The sequence below is a fragment of the Streptomyces sp. B21-083 genome (genome assembly GCF_036898825.1).
Classification (GTDB): domain Bacteria; phylum Actinomycetota; class Actinomycetes; order Streptomycetales; family Streptomycetaceae; genus Streptomyces.
In genome coordinates, this window is record NZ_JARUND010000002.1 from 4,090,910 (window position 1) to 4,106,955 (window position 16,046).

Here is a 16,046-nt window from a genome sequence, read left to right on the forward strand (position 1 = left end):
TATCAGACCGCCCTCATCAGCAGGGTCGCGGCGATGAGGATCGCCGCACCGCCGAACATCGAGACCGCGTACGAGCGCGCGTAGCCGTTCTGCAGCTTGCGGAGCCGTCCGGAGAGGCCGCCCATGGAGGCCGCCGTACCGTTGACGACCCCGTCGACCAGGGTGTGGTCGACGTACACCAGGGAGCGCGTGAGGTGCTCTCCGCCGCGCACGAGGACGACATGGTTGAAGTCGTCCTGGAGGAGATCGCGCCGGGCGGCCCGGGTGAGCAGCGACCCGCGCGGGGCGACCACCGGGACCGGCCGGCGCCCGTACTGAAGGTACGCGGCGCCGACGCCGATGACGAGCACGACCATGGTGGACAGCGTGACCGTGAGGGCGCTGACCGGCGGGTTGCCGTGCGCGTAGTCGGTGACGGGCTCCAGCCAGTGCAGGAAGCGGTCGCCGATGCTGAAGATCCCGCCCGCGAAGACCGACCCGAAAGCGAGCACGATCATGGGGATCGTCATCGACTTGGGCGACTCGTGCGGGTGCGGTTCCGCGTGCTCGCCGTGGTGCTCGGCCGCGGGCTCCACGCTCGGTTCGGCCGGAGACGCGGTCGGTCGGTTCCGCCAGCGTTCCTCGCCGAAGAACGTCAGCAGCATCACGCGCGTCATGTAGTACGCGGTGATGGCCGCGCCGAGCAGAGCGACTCCCCCGAGGATCCAGCCCTCGGTGCCGCCCTTGGCGAACGCCGCCTCGATGATCTTGTCCTTGGAGAAGAAGCCGGACAGACCCGGGAAGCCGATGATGGCGAGGTAGCCGAGACCGAAGGTCACGAAGGTGATGGGCATGTGCTTGCGGAGGCCGCCGTACTTGCGCATGTCGACCTCGTCGTTCATGCCGTGCATGACCGAGCCGGCGCCGAGGAACAGTCCGGCCTTGAAGAAGCCGTGGGTCACCAGGTGCATGATCGCGAAGACGTAGCCGATGGGCCCGAGACCGGACGCGAGGATCATGTAGCCGATCTGCGACATGGTCGAGCCGGCCAGCGCCTTCTTGATGTCGTCCTTCGCGCAACCGACGATCGCACCGAAGAGGAGCGTGACGGCGCCGACCACGGTGACCACCAACTGGGCGTCGGGCGCCGCGTTGAAGATCTCCCCGGAGCGGACGATCAGGTACACACCGGCGGTCACCATCGTCGCCGCGTGGATGAGGGCCGAGACCGGGGTCGGGCCCTCCATCGCGTCCCCGAGCCAGGACTGCAGCGGCACCTGGGCGGACTTGCCGCAGGCCGCGAGCAGCAGCATCAGGGCGATGGCGGTGAGCTTGCCCTCACCCGTCTCACCGGTGGCTTCGAGGACCGGCCCGAAGGCGAAGGTCCCGAAGGTGGTGAACATCAGCATGATGGCGATCGACAGGCCCATGTCGCCGACGCGGTTGACCAGGAAGGCCTTTTTCGCGGCGGTCGCGGCACTGGGCTTGTGCTGCCAGAAGCCGATCAGGAGGTACGAGGCGAGGCCGACGCCCTCCCAGCCGACGTACAGCAGGAGGTAGTTGTCGGCGAGGACGAGCAGCAGCATCGCCGCGAGGAACAGGTTCAGATAGCCGAAGAAGCGGCGGCGCCGCTCGTCGTGCTCCATGTACCCGATCGAGTACACGTGGATCAGCGAGCCGACGCCGGTGATCAGCAGGACGAACGTCATCGACAGCTGGTCGAGCTGGAAGGCGACGTCGGCCTGGAAGCCCTCGACGGGGACCCAGCTGAACAGGTGCTGCATCAGGGCGCGGTGCTCGGCGTCCTTGCCCAGCATGTCGGCGAAGAGGATCACGCCGATCACGAAGGAGCAGGCGGCGAGGGCCGTGCCGATCCAGTGGCCGACGGCGTCCAGCCGCCGGCCGCCGCACAGTAGTACGGCCGCTCCGAGCAGAGGCGCCGCCACCAGCAGCGCAATCAGATTCTCCACGATTCAGCGACCCCTTACAGCTTCATCAGGCTGGCGTCGTCGACCGAGGCCGAGTGGCGGGAACGGAACAGCGACACGATGATCGCGAGCCCGACGACGACCTCCGCGGCGGCGACGACCATCGTGAAGAAGGCGATGACCTGGCCGTCGAGATTGCCGTGCATCCGGGAGAAGGTGACGAACGCGAGGTTGCAGGCGTTGAGCATCAGCTCGACGCACATGAAGACGACGATCGCGTTGCGCCTGATCAGGACGCCGGTGGCGCCGATCGTGAACAACAGGGCGGCGAGATAGAGGTAGTTGACCGGGTTCACTTGGACGCCTCCCCACTGTTCGAGCGACCGTTCGAGCCGATGTTGGTGCGCTCCAGACGGTCCTCGGCGCGCTGTTCCAGGGCCTTGAGGTCGTTGATGGCCTCGGCGGACACATCGCGGATCTGGCCGCGCTGACGCAGCGTCTGCATGACCGACAGCTCGGCCGGGGTGCCGTCGGGCAGCAGGCCCGCGACATCCACCGCGTTGTGCCGGGCATACACACCGGGGGCGGGCAGCGGCGGCAGGTGCTTGCCGTCCCGCACCCGCTGTTCGGCCATCTCGCGCTGGGTCTTGGCGCGCTCGGTGCGCTCGCGGTGCGTGAGCACCATGGCGCCGACGGCGGCCGTGATCAGCAGGGCGCCGGTGATCTCGAAGGCGAACACGTACTTCGTGAAGATGAGGGCGGCCAGGCCCTCCACGTTGCCGTTCGCGTTGGCCTGACCGAGACCGGTGAACTCCTTCAGGGAGGCGTTTCCGACGCCCGCGACCAGCAGGATGCCGAAGCCGAGCCCGCACACCAGGGCCAGCCAGCGCTGACCCTTGATGGTCTCCTTGAGGGAGTCCGCGGCGGTGACACCGACGAGCATGACCACGAAGAGGAACAGCATCATGATCGCGCCGGTGTAGACGACGATCTGGACGACGCCCAGGAAGTAGGCGCCGTTGGCCAGGTAGAACACCGCCAGGATGATCATGGTTCCGGCGAGACAGAGCGCGCTGTGCACAGCCCTCTTCATGAAGACGGTGCACAGGGCTCCGGCCACCGCGACGGTGCCGAGCACCCAGAACTGGAACGCCTCACCCGTGGAGGTGGAGTAGGCGGCGAGCGCGCTCATGCGCCCACCCCCTCTTCTTCTGCCTTCTCACCCTTGGAGACGGCGACTTGGCGCACCGTGCCGGGGGCGGCCTCGGTGACCAGTCCCCGGTAGTAGTCCTGTTCGTCGGTGCCCGGGAAGATCGAGTGGGGCGATTCGACCATGCCCTCGTCGAGTCCGGCGAGCAGCTGTTCCTTGGTGTAGATGAGGTTGGCGCGGCTGCTGTCGGCCAGCTCGAACTCGTTCGTCATCGTCAACGCGCGCGTGGGGCACGCCTCGATGCACAGCCCGCACAGGATGCAGCGGGCGTAGTTGATCTGGTAGACCGCGCCGTACCGCTCGCCCGGCGAGTAGCGCTCCTCGTCGGTGTTGTCGGCGCCCTCCACATAGATGGCGTCCGCGGGGCAGGCCCACGCGCACAGTTCGCAGCCGACGCACTTCTCCAGGCCGTCCGGATGGCGGTTGAGCTGGTGCCGTCCATGGAACCGGGGAGCGGTGGTCTTCTCCTGCTCGGGGTACTGCTCGGTCAGCCGCTTCTTGAACATGGCCTTGAAGGTCACGCCGAAGCCGGCCACGGGGTTCTGGAAACCAGGTTTCGTCTGCCCGGTCTCCTTTGGCTCCTCAGCCATCGGACGCCTCCTTTCCATCTAGAGTTCCGTCACTGCCAGTATCCGGTCCACCACTGACAATCAACTCGCGCTCACGGCGCGGACGCCTGCGCGGCACCGGCGGCGCCTCCTGTCCCGGCAGTGGCGGTACGGGGAATCCGCCCGCCATCGGGTCGAAGGCGACAGGCTCGGCGGCGGCCGTCTGCTGCGCCTTGCCCCTGTCGCGGAAGATGTCGGCCACGAAGGAGAGCAGGAGCAGGGCGAGGACGCCGCCGCCCACGTAGAGGGCGATGTCGGCGAAGTCGTAGTTCTCGTTGCGCAGGGTCCGTACGGTCGCGACCAGCATCAGCCAGACCAGCGAGACCGGGATGAGGACCTTCCAGCCGAGCTTCATCAGCTGGTCGTAGCGGACCCGCGGGAGCGTGCCGCGCAGCCAGATGAAGAAGAACAGCAGCAGCTGCACCTTGATGACGAACCACAGCATCGGCCACCAGCCGTGGTTGGCGCCCTCCCAGAAGGTGCTGATGGGCCAGGGAGCCCGCCAGCCGCCCAGGAAGAGCGTCACCGACACGGCCGAGACGGTCACCATGTTGACGTACTCGGCGAGCATGAACAGCGCGAACTTGATGGACGAGTACTCGGTGTTGAAGCCGCCGACCAGGTCGCCCTCGGACTCCGGCATGTCGAAGGGGGCGCGGTTGGTCTCGCCGATCATCGTCACGATGTAGATGAGGAAGGACACCGGCAACAGGACGACGTACCAGCGGTCGTGCTGCTGTTCGACGATGGTCGAGGTCGACATCGACCCGGAGTAGAGGAACACCGAGGCGAACGCGGCGCCCATCGCGATCTCGTACGAGATCATCTGGGCGCAGGACCGCAGACCGCCCAGCAGGGGGTAGGTGGATCCGGAACTCCAGCCCGCGAGCACGATGCCGTAGATGCCGACCGACGCGACCGCGAGGATGTAGAGCATCGCGATCGGCAGGTCGGTGAGCTGCATCGTCGTACGGGTGCCGAAGATCGAGACCTCGTTGCCGGCCGGTCCGAAGGGGATGACCGCGATCGCCATGAAGGCCGGGATGGCCGCGATGACCGGCGCGAGGATGTAGACCACCTTGTCCGCGCGCTTGACGATCAGGTCTTCCTTGAGCATCAGTTTGACGCCGTCGGCGAGCGACTGGAGCATCCCCCAGGGGCCGTGCCGGTTGGGGCCGACGCGCAGCTGCATCCAGGCGACGACCTTGCGTTCCCACACGATGGAGAACAGCACGGTGATCATCAGGAAGGCGAAGCAGAAGACCGCCTTGACGACGACCAGCCACCAGGGGTCGGTGCCGAACATGGAGAGGTCTTCAGCGGCGAGGTACGGGCTCATGCCTCCACCTCCTTGGGAGCGTCGGAGGCGAGGGTCGCCGGGCCGATGCGGACGAGTGCGCCGGGCAGCGCCCCGGTGTCGGAGGCGACGCCGCCTCCGGTGGAGTTCAGCGGCAGCCAGACCACGCGGTCGGGCATCTCGGTGACCATGAGGGGGAGTTCGACCGTCCCGGCGGTGCCGGTCACGGCGAGCAGATCGCCGTCCTTGACCCCCGCTTCGGCGGCCGTGGCGGCCGACACGCGCGCGCGTGCGGCGTGCCGCGTCCCGGCGAGCGCGTCGTCGCCCTCCTGGAGGCGCCCCTGGTCGAGCAGCAGGCGGTGCCCGGCGAGCACTGCTTCCCCGGCGGCCGGACGCGGCAACTGGGCGCCGATCTCCAGGGGGTTGGTGGCCCGCGTCCCGTCCCAGACCCCGAGCCGGTCCAGTTCCAGTCGCGCGGTGCGCAGGTCCGGCAGGCCCAGGTGTACGTCCATGGCGTCGGCCAGCATCTGGAGCACGCGGGCGTCGGACGGCGCCAGGCGCCGGGTCATCTGGTCGGGCTTGAGCGCGGCCTCGAAGGGGCGGCCCCGGCCCTCCCAGTTGAGGAAGGTGCCCGCCTTCTCGGCGACCGCGGCGACCGGGAGTACGACGTCCGCGTGCTCGGTGACCTCGCTGGGCCGCAGTTCCAGCGACACCAGGAAGCCCACTTCGTGAAGGGCCGTACGCGCGCGTGCCGGATCCGGCAGATCGGCTACCTCTACGCCGGCGACCACCAGGGCCCGCAACTCGCCTCCGGCGGCGGCCTCGACGATCTGACCGGTGTCGCGGCCGAAGCGGTGCGGAAGTTCGCCGACGCCCCATGCGACGGCGACCTCGTCCCGCGCGCGCGGGTCGGTCGCCGGACGTCCACCCGGCAGCAGCGACGGCAGCGCACCGGCCTCGACGGCGCCGCGCTCCCCGGCCCTGCGCGGGATCCAGACCAGCTGGGCGCCAGTCGTGGAAGCCGCCCGTACGGCGGCGGTGAGCCCGCCCGCAACTGCGGCCAGCCGTTCACCGACGACGATCACGGCGCCCTCGGTGCGCAGGGCCTCGGCGGCCTTCGTCCCGCTGTCCTCCAGCCCGAACCCGCTGCCGAGCGCGTCCAGCCACTCGGTCTCGGTGCCGGGGGCGGCGGGCAGCAGCGTGCCGCCGGCCTTCTCCAGACCGCGCGTCATGTGCGTGGCGAGGGAGAAGACCTTCTGTCCGTGTCCCCGCCAGGCCTTGCGCAGCCGCAGGAAGACACCGGGTGCCTCCTCCTCGGACTCGAACCCGACCAGCAGGACCGCGGGCGCCTTCTCGAGGGAGGCGTACGTGACACCCGTACCGTCGAGGTCACGTCCGCGGCCGCCGACCCGGGCGGCCAGGAAGTCGGCCTCCTCGGCGCTGTGCACGCGCGCGCGGAAGTCGATGTCGTTGGTGTCGAGGGCCACGCGCGCGAACTTGCTGTACGCGTAGGCGTCCTCGACAGTGAGCCGGCCGCCGGTGAGGACGCCCGTACGGCTGCGGGCCGCGAGGAGTCCCTGTGCCGCCGCTTCCAGCGCCTCGGGCCAGGAGGCGGGCTCCAGGACGCCGTCGGCGTTGCGTACCAGAGGCGTCTGGAGCCGGTCCGGCTTCTGCGCGTACCGGAAGCCGAAGCGCCCCTTGTCGCAGAGCCACTCCTCGTTGACCTCGGCGTCGGGGGCGGCCAGGCGCCGCATGACCTTGCCGCGCCGGTGGTCGGTGCGGGTGGCGCAGCCGCCGGAGCAGTGCTCGCACACCGAGGGCGAGGAGACGAGGTCGAAGGGGCGGGAGCGGAAGCGATACGCCGCCGAGGTCAGCGCACCGACCGGGCAGATCTGGATCGTGTTCCCGGAGAAGTACGACTCGAAGGGGTCGCCCTCGCCGGTGCCGACCTGCTGGAGGGCGCCGCGCTCGATCAGTTCGATCATCGGGTCGCCGGCGATCTGGTTGGAGAAGCGGGTGCAGCGGGCGCACAGCACGCACCGCTCGCGGTCGAGCAGCACCTGCGTGGAGATCGGCACGGGCTTCTCGTAGGTCCGCTTCTTGCCCTCGAAGCGGGACTCCGCCTGGCCGTGCGACATGGCCTGGTTCTGCAGGGGGCACTCGCCGCCCTTGTCACAGACGGGGCAGTCGAGCGGGTGGTTGATGAGGAGCAGCTCCATCACCCCGTGCTGGGCCTTTTCGGCCACGGGTGAGGTGAGGTGAGTCTTGACGACCATCCCGTCCGTACAGGTGATCGTGCAGGACGCCATGGGCTTGCGCTGGCCCTCGACCTCGACGATGCACTGGCGGCAGGCGCCGACCGGGTCGAGGAGGGGGTGGTCGCAGAAGCGCGGGATCTCGATGCCGAGTTGTTCGGCGGCGCGGATCACCAGGGTGCCCTTGGGCACGCTGATGTCGATGCCGTCGATCTTCAGCGAGACGAGATCTTCCGGCGGGACCGCCGCGTCGCCCCCTCCGGAGGGAGCGCTCGTGGTCACCGTCATGCGTTCACCTCCGTGCGGTCGGCCCAGGCCGTGGACTTGGCCGGGTCGAAGGGGCAGCCCCGGCCCGTGATGTGGTCCTCGTACTCCTCGCGGAAGTACTTGAGGGACGAGAAGATCGGCGAGGCCGCGCCGTCGCCGAGGGCGCAGAAGGACTTGCCGTTGATGTTGTCGGCGATGTCGTTCAGCTTGTCGAGGTCGGACATGACGCCCTTGCCGGCCTCGATGTCGCGCAGCAACTGCACGAGCCAGTACGTCCCTTCACGGCAGGGCGTGCACTTGCCGCAGGACTCGTGGGCGTAGAACTCGGTCCAGCGGGTGACCGCCCGGACGACACAGGTGGTCTCGTCGAAGCACTGGAGTGCTTTTGTGCCGAGCATGGAACCCGCGGCGCCCACTCCTTCGTAGTCAAGAGGGACGTCGAGGTGCTCGTCGGTGAACATCGGTGTCGAGGAGCCGCCCGGTGTCCAGAACTTCAACCGGTGGCCGGAGCGCATCCCGCCGCTCATGTCGAGGAGTTGGCGGAGCGTGATGCCGAGCGGGGCCTCGTACTGGCCCGGATTGGTGACATGGCCGCTGAGCGAGTAGAGCGTGAAGCCCGGGGACTTCTCGCTCCCCATCGAGCGGAACCATTCTTTGCCCTTTTGCAGAATCGCGGGAACTGACGCGATCGACTCGACGTTATTTACAACAGTTGGGCATGCATAGAGCCCTGCGACAGCAGGAAAGGGGGGACGGAGCCGCGGTTGACCCCGGCGGCCTTCGAGCGAGTCGAGCAGTGCGGTCTCTTCACCACAGATGTACGCGCCCGCGCCCGCGTGCACGGTGAGTTCGAGGTCGAGTCCGCTGCCGAGTGCGTCCTTGCCGAGGTAGCCCGCCGCGTAGGCCTCACGTACGGCCTCGTGCAACCGCCGCAGCACTGGTACCACTTCACCGCGCAGATAGATGAAGGCATGCGAAGACCTGATGGCATAACACGCGATCACAATGCCCTCGATGAGGCTATGCGGGTTCGCGAAGAGGAGCGGGATGTCCTTACAGGTTCCCGGTTCCGATTCGTCGGCGTTGACAACTAGATAGTGTGGCTTTCCATCACCCTGAGGAATGAACTGCCATTTCATTCCCGTAGGGAATCCCGCACCGCCGCGACCGCGCAGACCGGACTCCTTGACGTACGCGATGAGGTCGTCCGGGGTCATCGCGAGGGCCTTGCGGAGTCCCTCGTACCCTTCGTGCCTCCGGTAGACGTCCAGACTCCAGGACCGGTCCTCGTCCCAGAAGGCCGACAGCACGGGTGCGAGCAGCTTTTCGGGGCTGGTCTCGTTGATTTCGGGTGCCAATGTCATCACTCCCCCTCCTCGGTGACGGGCCCCGCCGGGTGGGAGGGGTCGGAAGCCGCCGTGTCCTGCGGCGCGTCGTGCGAACTGAGGTGCTCGGCGGGCGACGGGTCGTGCGGCTGCGCGCTCTTGGAGGAGCCGCCCCTTGGGTGCACCACGCGCGCGGGGCTCTCGCCCTTGGCCAGCCGGAGCCCGATCAGCGAGGCGGGACCCGCGCTGCCGCTCGCCTCGACGGCCCCGTCCCGGGTGTCGGGGAAACCCGCCAGGATGCGGGCGGTGTCCTTGAACGTGCACAGAGGGGCACCGCGCGTGGGTTCGACCTCCACGCCCGCGCGCAGGTCGTCGACGAGGCGCTTGGCGCTGGCCGGCGTCTGGTTGTCGAAGAACTCCCAGTTGACCATCACGACGGGTGCGAAGTCGCAGGCCGCGTTGCACTCGATGTGCTCCAGCGTGACCTTGCCGTCCTCGGTCGTCCCGCCGTTGGCGACACCGAGGTGCTCCTGGAGGGTCTCGAAGATGGCGTCGCCGCCCAGCACCGCACACAGGGTGTTGGTGCAGACGCCCACCTGGTAGTCGCCGGAGGGGCCCCGGCGGTACATGGAGTAGAAGGTGGCGACCGCGGTGACCTCGGCCGTGGTCAGACCCAGCATGTCCGCGCAGAACCGCATCCCGGTGCGCGTGACATGACCCTCCTCCGACTGCACGAGATGCAGCAACGGCAGGAGGGCGGACCGGGAGTCCGGGTAGCGGGCGATGACCTCGCGGGAGTCCGCTTCGAGCCGGGCTCGAACGTCGTCCGGGTAATCGGGCGCGGGCAGTTGGGGCATGCCCAGGCTGACGCCCTCGGGGGTGGTGGTCACCGGTCGACGCCTCCCATCACGGGGTCGATGGACGCGACGGCGACGATGACGTCGGCGACCTGGCCGCCCTCGCACATCGCCGCCATGGCCTGCAGGTTGGTGAAGGACGGGTCCCGGAAGTGGACCCGGAAGGGGCGGGTGCCTCCGTCGGAGACGGCGTGCACCCCGAGTTCACCCTTGGGCGACTCGACGGCCGCGTACGCCTGTCCCGGGGGGACGCGGAAACCCTCGGTCACCAGCTTGAAGTGGTGGATCAGGGCCTCCATGGAGGTGCCCATGATGTTCTTGATGTGGTCCAGGGAGTTGCCCAGTCCGTCCGGTCCCAGGGCGAGTTGGGCGGGCCAGGCGATCTTCTTGTCGGTGACCATGACCGGGCCGGGCTGCAGCCGGTCCAGGCACTGCTCGACGATCCTGAGCGACTGGCGCATCTCCTCCAGGCGGATCAGGAAGCGGCCGTAGGAGTCGCAGGAATCGGCGGTGGGGACGTCGAAGTCGAAGTTCTCGTAGCCGCAGTACGGCTGGGACTTGCGCAGGTCGTGCGGGAGACCGGTGGAGCGCAGGATCGGGCCGGTGGCGCCGAGGGCCATACAGCCGGCCAGGTCGAGGTGACCGACATCCTGCATACGGGCCTTGAAGATGGGGTTCCCGGTGGCGAGCTTGTCGTACTCGGGGAGGTTCTTCCTCATCTTCTTCACGAACTCGCGGATGTGGTCCACCGCGCCGGGCGGCAGGTCCTGGGCGAGTCCGCCGGGGCGGATGTACGCGTGGTTCATCCGCAGGCCCGTGATGAGCTCGTAGATGTCGAGAATCATTTCACGATCACGGAATCCGTAGATCATGATCGTGGTGGCGCCGAGTTCCATCCCGCCGGTGGCGATGCACACGAGGTGCGAGGACAGCCGGTTCAGCTCCATGAGGAGCACGCGGATGAGGGTGGCTCGGTCGGGGATCTGGTCCTCGATGCCGAGGAGCTTCTCGACGGCGAGACAGTAGGCGGTCTCGTTGAAGAAGGACGTCAGGTAGTCCATGCGCGTGACGAAGGTCGTGCCCTGCGTCCACGTGCGGAACTCGAGGTTCTTCTCGATGCCGGTGTGCAGATAGCCGATGCCGCAGCGGGCTTCGGTGACCGTCTCTCCGTCGATCTCCAGGATGAGGCGGAGCACTCCGTGGGTGGAGGGGTGCTGCGGGCCCATGTTGACGACGATGCGCTCGTCGTCGGCACGGGCCGCGGACTGGACGACCTCGTCCCAGTCGCCACCGGTGACCGTGTACACGGCGCCCTCGGTGGTGTCGCGCGGAGTTGCGTGCTGCGTGCTCATGAGTACGACCTCCGCTGGTCCGGAGCCGGGATCTGGGCGCCCTTGTACTCGACGGGGATGCCGCCGAGGGGGTAGTCCTTGCGCTGCGGGTGGCCCGGCCAGTCGTCCGGCATCATGATCCGCGTGAGGGCCGGGTGGCCGTCGAAGACGAGCCCGAAGAAGTCGTACGTCTCGCGTTCGTGCCAGTCGTTCGTCGGATAGACGGAGACCAGGGACGGGACGTGCGGGTCACTGTCCGGGGCGCTGACTTCGAGGCGGATCAGCCTGTTGTGGGTGATCGAGCGCAGGTGGTAGACGGCGTGCAGCTCACGGCCCTTGTCGTGCGGGTAGTGGACTCCGCTCACACCCGTGCAGAGCTCGAAGCGCAGGGCGGGGTCGTCGCGCAGAGTCTGGGCGACGCTGAGCAGGTACGCGCGTTCGACGTGAAACGTCAGCTCGTCACGGTCGACGACCGTCTTCTCGATCACGTTCTCGGGGACCAGCCCCTGTTCCTCCAGGGCGCCTTCGAGTTCGTCGGCGACCTCGTCGAACCAGCCGCCGTACGGCCTCGCCGAGTCGCCCGGGAGCCGGACGGAGCGGACCAGGCCGCCGTAACCGGAGGTGTCGCCGCCGTTGTCGGCGCCGAACATGCCGCGCTGGACGCGGATCTCCTCGCCGCCGTCGCCACGCTGGCCGGGGAGATTGGATGCGGCGATGTCCTTCTCGGGGTTGACCCCCTCGGCCGCCCTGTCCGCTCCGGTGCCGTTCGCGTCGCTCATCGCAGCAGCCCCTTCATCTCGATCGTGGGGAGTGCCTTGAGCGCGGCCTCCTCCGCCTCGCGGGCCGCTTCCTCCGCGTTCACACCGAGCTTGGAGCTCTGGATCTTCTGGTGGAGCTTGAGGATCGCGTCGATCAGCATCTCGGGCCGTGGCGGGCAACCGGGCAGATAGATGTCGACCGGCACGATGTGGTCGACACCCTGCACGATGGCGTAGTTGTTGAACATGCCGCCCGACGAGGCGCAGACGCCCATGGAAATCACCCACTTGGGGTTGGGCATCTGGTCGTAGACCTGCCGCAGCACCGGCGCCATCTTCTGGCTGACCCGGCCGGCCACGATCATCAGGTCCGCCTGGCGGGGTGAGCCGCGGAAGACCTCCATGCCGAAGCGCGCCAGGTCGTAGCGGCCCGCGCCGGTGGTCATCATCTCGATGGCGCAGCAGGCGAGTCCGAACGTGGCGGGGAAGACGGACGCCTTGCGTACCCAGCCCGCGGCCTGCTCGACGGTGGTCAGCAGGAATCCGCTCGGCAGTTTTTCTTCGAGTCCCATGTCTTAGAGGCCCCTCAGTCCCATTCCAGGCCGCCGCGCCGCCATACGTACGCGTACGCGACAAAGACGGTGAGCACGAAGAGCAACATCTCCACGAGCCCGAAAACACCCAGGGCGTCGAAGGTGACGGCCCAGGGGTAGAGGAAGACGATCTCGATGTCGAAGACGATGAAGAGCATCGCCGTCAGGTAGTACTTGATGGGGAACCGCCCACCGCCGGCCGGCGTGGGTGTCGGCTCGATCCCGCATTCATAAGCTTCGAGTTTGGCCCGGTTGTACCGCTTCGGGCCGATGAGCGAAGCCATGATCACGGAGAAGATCGCAAAGCCTGCCCCGAGGGCTCCCAGTACGAGGATGGGCGCATACGCGTTCACCGCTCCTCGCTCCTCTCAGTCGGCACTGACTGCTGGCGATTGCTTGGGGCCGGCGCCCGCCCCGTCCGCCCTGCGAACCCCGCCCGTCCCGGCGAAGATCGAGAACATGTGAAGCAGGTCACAAGCCCAACTGCCCCGCATCCTATGCCCGGGGGTCTGTGATCTGCGACACGGGGTATTGCCGAACCTTTGTGATCTCCACCACCTGACGAAGGATCATGAAGTCGGATGAGCGGTGATCTTCGCACGCGAAGCGTCCACGTGATCACCAGAGGTGACATTTTCCCCGGTTACCGCTGGTCAGGGGTGGCGTCTCCATATCAAGAGACTTCTTCTGCATGCAAATTGGTGGTGGACGGGAGCGCTTGATAATGGAGCGCGTTCACACCCGCGAGGCGAAGGAGTCGTGAATGTGGACGCCTGTCCGTGCGTGCACGCGTTCACGAGCGGCCGCGATCGACGATTCCCCCGCGAGACGCACCCCGACCGGTGACCGTTCCGTGACCTGTGCCACACCTGTGAAGGCCTGTGAAGATCGGGGGTTGGCCACGGACCGCAACCGATGGTAAGCAGAGGGCAATTCGGGCGTATCGATGAAAGTGCATGATCACAGGCATGATCGCCTGTGTCCGCAATGCCCGTTACGGCGTCAATAAAGAGTGACAGTCCGGGAATTTGGGGGCTCGATTGAACAACTGTGGCGCAGCACACGTTTCTTGAAGGTATGGAGGAGTCGCTGGTACCGCTAGTACCCATGTCCCACACCGCTACCGCTCACATACGAACCCACCGGAAGCCCCGGCGTGCCGGCAACTCGTCTCTGGCGATGCGCGCCGGAGTCGCCGGTGGCGTTCTCGGCACCCTGGCAGTGGCGGGTGCGTCCAGCGCGGCGAACGCCGCCGAGCCTGTGACGCAGACACTCGAACTGCCCACCCTCACGGCCGACCTGGCCACTCAGATCGCCGAGTCCGCTGACGCCACGCAGCAGGCCGCCGCGAACTACGAGCTCCAGGCCGAGCGCGACGCCGCGGCCTCCAAGGCCGCTCAGGAGGCCCGTAAGGACCTCGCGGAGGCGAAGCAGAAGGCGGAGGCCAAGGAGAAGGCGGAGGCCGCTCGGAAGGCCGCTGCGGAGGCCGCTGTCTCCCGTTCCGCCGAGCGCGCCACCCTGGCCGCCTCGGACTCCGGCTCAAGCTCCCAGACGTCGCAGGTGGCCGCCCCCGCGAGTGGCAGCGTCGCGACCGTCATCGCCTTCCTCAACGCGCAGTTGGGCGACGCCTACGTCATGGGCGCCACGGGACCCAACGCGTGGGACTGCTCCTCCCTGGTCCAGGCCGCGTTCAAGCAGGTCGGCGTGGACCTCCCCCGGGTCTCGCAGGACCAGTCGATGCAGGGCACGGAGGTGTCGCTCTCCAACCTGGAGGTCGGGGACATCCTCTACTGGGGTGCGAAGGGTTCCGCCTACCACGTGGCGGTGTACGTGGGGAACGGCCAGTACCTGGACGCGGCCAACCCGTCCAAGGGCGTAGTGGTGCAGGACCTGTCGGGATACCCGGCGTCGGGTGCGGTGCGCGTTCTCTGAGCGGACCGTCGAGGATTCACGGGTGAGGGTCGTTGCCGCTGGTGGGCAGCGACCCTTCTCCGCCCCCTGAGGGGGGGTGGCTGTGTGGACGTAGCCCGGCCGGACCGTGCCGTCGTGCGCGGGCTGGACAAGGACGGGAAGCCTCTGGTGGTCCAGGGGACGGGGTACTTCGCGCGCCGTCTGGAGCACGAGACAGACCATGTGAACGGACGCGTGTATCTGGACCGGCTCTCCAAGCGGGAGCGCAGGGGCGCGCTGCGGCAGGTGGCGGACCGTCGCGAGGCGGTGTTCGCGCGACGGACCGCCAAGCAGGAGGCCCTCACTTCCTGAAAGGCCTCCCACTTCCTGAAAGGCCTCTCACCATCTGAAAGGCCTCAGCTCAGGCAACAGCCTCTGGCGGTCACGCCTTCGGCGCCACCTTGCTCAGGCCGTTGATGATCCGGTCCATCGCGTCGCCCCCGGTCGGGTCGGTCAGGTTGGCCAGCATCTTCAGGGTGAACTTCATCAACAAGGGGTGGGTCAGTCCGCGTTCGGCCGCGATCTTCATGACCTTCGGGTTGCCGATGAGCTTCACGAAGGCGCGGCCCAGCGTGTAGTAGCCGCCGTAGGTGTCCTTGAGCACGCGCGGGTAGCGCTGGAGCGCGATCTCCCGCTGGGCCGGTGTGGCCCGCGCGTGGGCCTGGACGATGACGTCGGCGGCGATCTGGCCGGATTCCATGGCGTAGGCGATGCCCTCGCCGTTGAAGGGGTTCACCAGGCCGCCGGCGTCGCCGACGAGCAGCAGGCCCTTCGTGTAGTGGGGCTGCCGGTTGAAGGCCATGGGAAGAGCGGCGCCGCGGATCGGGCCGGTCATGTTGTCGGGGGTGTAGCCCCAGTCCTCCGGCATCGACGCGCACCAGGCCTTCAGCACCTCGCGCCAGTCCAGTTCCTTGAACGAGTCCGAGGTGTTGAGCACGCCGAGGCCGACGTTGGACGTGCCGTCGCCCATGCCGAAGATCCAGCCGTAGCCGGGGAGCAGGCGGTCCTCGGCGCCTCGCCGGTCCCAGAGTTCCAGCCAGGACTCCAGATAGTCGTCCTCGTGGCGCGGAGAGGTGAAGTACGTACGGACCGCGACGCCCATCGGGCGGTCCTCGCGGCGGTGCAGCCCCATCGCCAGGGAGAGGCGGGTGGAGTTGCCGTCGGCCGCGACCACCAGCGGGGCGTGGAAAGTGACCTCGCGCTTGTCCTCACCGAGTTTCGCGTGCACGCCGGTGATGCGGCCGGTGCGGTCGTCGGTGATCGGGGCGCCGACGTTGCAGCGTTCGTACAGGCGGGCGCCCGCCTTCTGGGCCTGGTGGGCGAGCTGTTCGTCGAAGTCGTCGCGCTTGCGGACGAGGCCGTAGTCCGGGAAGGAGGCGAGTTCCGGCCAGTCGAGCTGGAGGCGGACACCGCCGCCGATGATGCGGAGGCCCTTGTTCCGCAGCCAGCCGGCCTCCTCGGAGATGTCGATGCCCATCGCGACGAGCTGCTTGGTCGCCCGCGGCGTGAGGCCGTCGCCGCACACCTTCTCGCGCGGGAAGCTGGTCTTCTCCAGCAGCAGTACGTCGAGTCCGGCCTTCGCCAGGTAGTACGCGGTCGTGGAACCGGCTGGTCCGGCCCCGACGACGATCACATCGGCGGTGTTTTCGGAGAGGGGCTCGGTCACGACGGGTTCTCCCCAAGACTCT

Annotated in this window: 14 protein-coding genes and 1 pseudogene; 2 read left to right on the forward strand and 13 right to left on the reverse strand. The window is 67.9% G+C overall.

Annotated features, from left to right (window positions below; translation table 11 throughout):
* Positions 1 to 2: 2 nt before the first annotated feature.
* The 12 genes from nuoL to QA861_RS42435 are packed head-to-tail and all read right to left on the reverse strand — an operon-like array spanning position 3 to position 12,761.
* Positions 3 to 1,949 carry an NADH-quinone oxidoreductase subunit L gene (gene nuoL, locus QA861_RS42380; RefSeq protein ID WP_334594243.1) on the reverse strand — a complete coding sequence of 649 codons (1,947 nt, stop codon included), beginning with the start codon at positions 1,947 to 1,949 and terminating at the stop codon, positions 3 to 5.
* Positions 1,950 to 1,963: 14 nt separating this feature from the next.
* Positions 1,964 to 2,263, reverse strand: coding sequence for an NADH-quinone oxidoreductase subunit NuoK (gene nuoK / locus QA861_RS42385; protein WP_006382214.1), 300 nt, complete (start codon positions 2,261 to 2,263; stop codon positions 1,964 to 1,966).
* Positions 2,260 to 3,099 carry an NADH-quinone oxidoreductase subunit J gene (locus tag QA861_RS42390; RefSeq protein WP_334594245.1) on the reverse strand — a complete coding sequence of 280 codons (840 nt, stop codon included), beginning with the start codon at positions 3,097 to 3,099 and terminating at the stop codon, positions 2,260 to 2,262. Before QA861_RS42390 ends, nuoK begins: the two co-directional genes overlap by 4 nt.
* Entirely contained in the window at positions 3,096 to 3,707 is a 612-nt protein-coding gene (nuoI, locus tag QA861_RS42395) for an NADH-quinone oxidoreductase subunit NuoI (RefSeq protein ID WP_334594246.1), read from the reverse strand. The genes QA861_RS42390 and nuoI overlap by 4 nt, the downstream gene beginning before the upstream one ends.
* Entirely contained in the window at positions 3,700 to 5,064 is a 1,365-nt protein-coding gene (gene nuoH / locus QA861_RS42400; protein ID WP_334594247.1) for an NADH-quinone oxidoreductase subunit NuoH, read from the reverse strand. The genes nuoI and nuoH overlap by 8 nt, the downstream gene beginning before the upstream one ends.
* Positions 5,061 to 7,565, reverse strand: a complete 2,505-nt coding sequence (locus tag QA861_RS42405; protein ID WP_334594248.1) for an NADH-quinone oxidoreductase subunit G — start codon at positions 7,563 to 7,565, stop codon at positions 5,061 to 5,063. Before QA861_RS42405 ends, nuoH begins: the two co-directional genes overlap by 4 nt.
* Entirely contained in the window at positions 7,562 to 8,911 is a 1,350-nt protein-coding gene (gene nuoF / locus QA861_RS42410) for an NADH-quinone oxidoreductase subunit NuoF (RefSeq protein ID WP_334594249.1), read from the reverse strand. Before nuoF ends, QA861_RS42405 begins: the two co-directional genes overlap by 4 nt.
* Complete coding sequence (nuoE, locus tag QA861_RS42415; protein WP_334595026.1) at positions 8,908 to 9,726, reverse strand: NADH-quinone oxidoreductase subunit NuoE; 819 nt, start codon at positions 9,724 to 9,726, stop codon at positions 8,908 to 8,910. Before nuoE ends, nuoF begins: the two co-directional genes overlap by 4 nt.
* Positions 9,727 to 9,755: 29 nt before the next feature.
* Positions 9,756 to 11,078 (reverse strand): NADH-quinone oxidoreductase subunit D, encoded by a 1,323-nt coding sequence (locus QA861_RS42420; RefSeq protein WP_006382218.1) that lies wholly within the window; start codon positions 11,076 to 11,078, stop codon positions 9,756 to 9,758.
* Positions 11,075 to 11,836: an NADH-quinone oxidoreductase subunit C gene (locus tag QA861_RS42425; protein ID WP_334594250.1), complete on the reverse strand. Its 762-nt coding sequence runs from the start codon at positions 11,834 to 11,836 to the stop codon at positions 11,075 to 11,077. Before QA861_RS42425 ends, QA861_RS42420 begins: the two co-directional genes overlap by 4 nt.
* Positions 11,833 to 12,387: a NuoB/complex I 20 kDa subunit family protein gene (locus tag QA861_RS42430; RefSeq protein ID WP_006382209.1), complete on the reverse strand. Its 555-nt coding sequence runs from the start codon at positions 12,385 to 12,387 to the stop codon at positions 11,833 to 11,835. The genes QA861_RS42425 and QA861_RS42430 overlap by 4 nt, the downstream gene beginning before the upstream one ends.
* Before the next feature lie 14 nt (positions 12,388 to 12,401).
* Complete coding sequence (locus QA861_RS42435) at positions 12,402 to 12,761, reverse strand: NADH-quinone oxidoreductase subunit A (protein ID WP_005476348.1); 360 nt, start codon at positions 12,759 to 12,761, stop codon at positions 12,402 to 12,404.
* A gap of 724 nt (positions 12,762 to 13,485) precedes the next feature.
* On the opposite strand from QA861_RS42435, the gene QA861_RS42440 reads away from it, so the two are divergent.
* Both QA861_RS42440 and QA861_RS42445 read left to right on the forward strand, forming a co-directional pair.
* Positions 13,486 to 14,340, forward strand: a complete 855-nt coding sequence (locus tag QA861_RS42440; RefSeq protein ID WP_334594253.1) for a C40 family peptidase — start codon at positions 13,486 to 13,488, stop codon at positions 14,338 to 14,340.
* A gap of 90 nt (positions 14,341 to 14,430) precedes the next feature.
* A pseudogene (locus tag QA861_RS42445) lies at positions 14,431 to 14,670 on the forward strand (peptide deformylase); the annotation flags it as partial.
* A 70-nt stretch (positions 14,671 to 14,740) separates the two neighbouring features.
* On the opposite strand, the gene QA861_RS42450 reads toward QA861_RS42445, so the two are convergent.
* Positions 14,741 to 16,024 carry a geranylgeranyl reductase family protein gene (locus QA861_RS42450; protein ID WP_334594255.1) on the reverse strand — a complete coding sequence of 428 codons (1,284 nt, stop codon included), beginning with the start codon at positions 16,022 to 16,024 and terminating at the stop codon, positions 14,741 to 14,743.
* Positions 16,025 to 16,046: the final 22 nt, after the last annotated feature.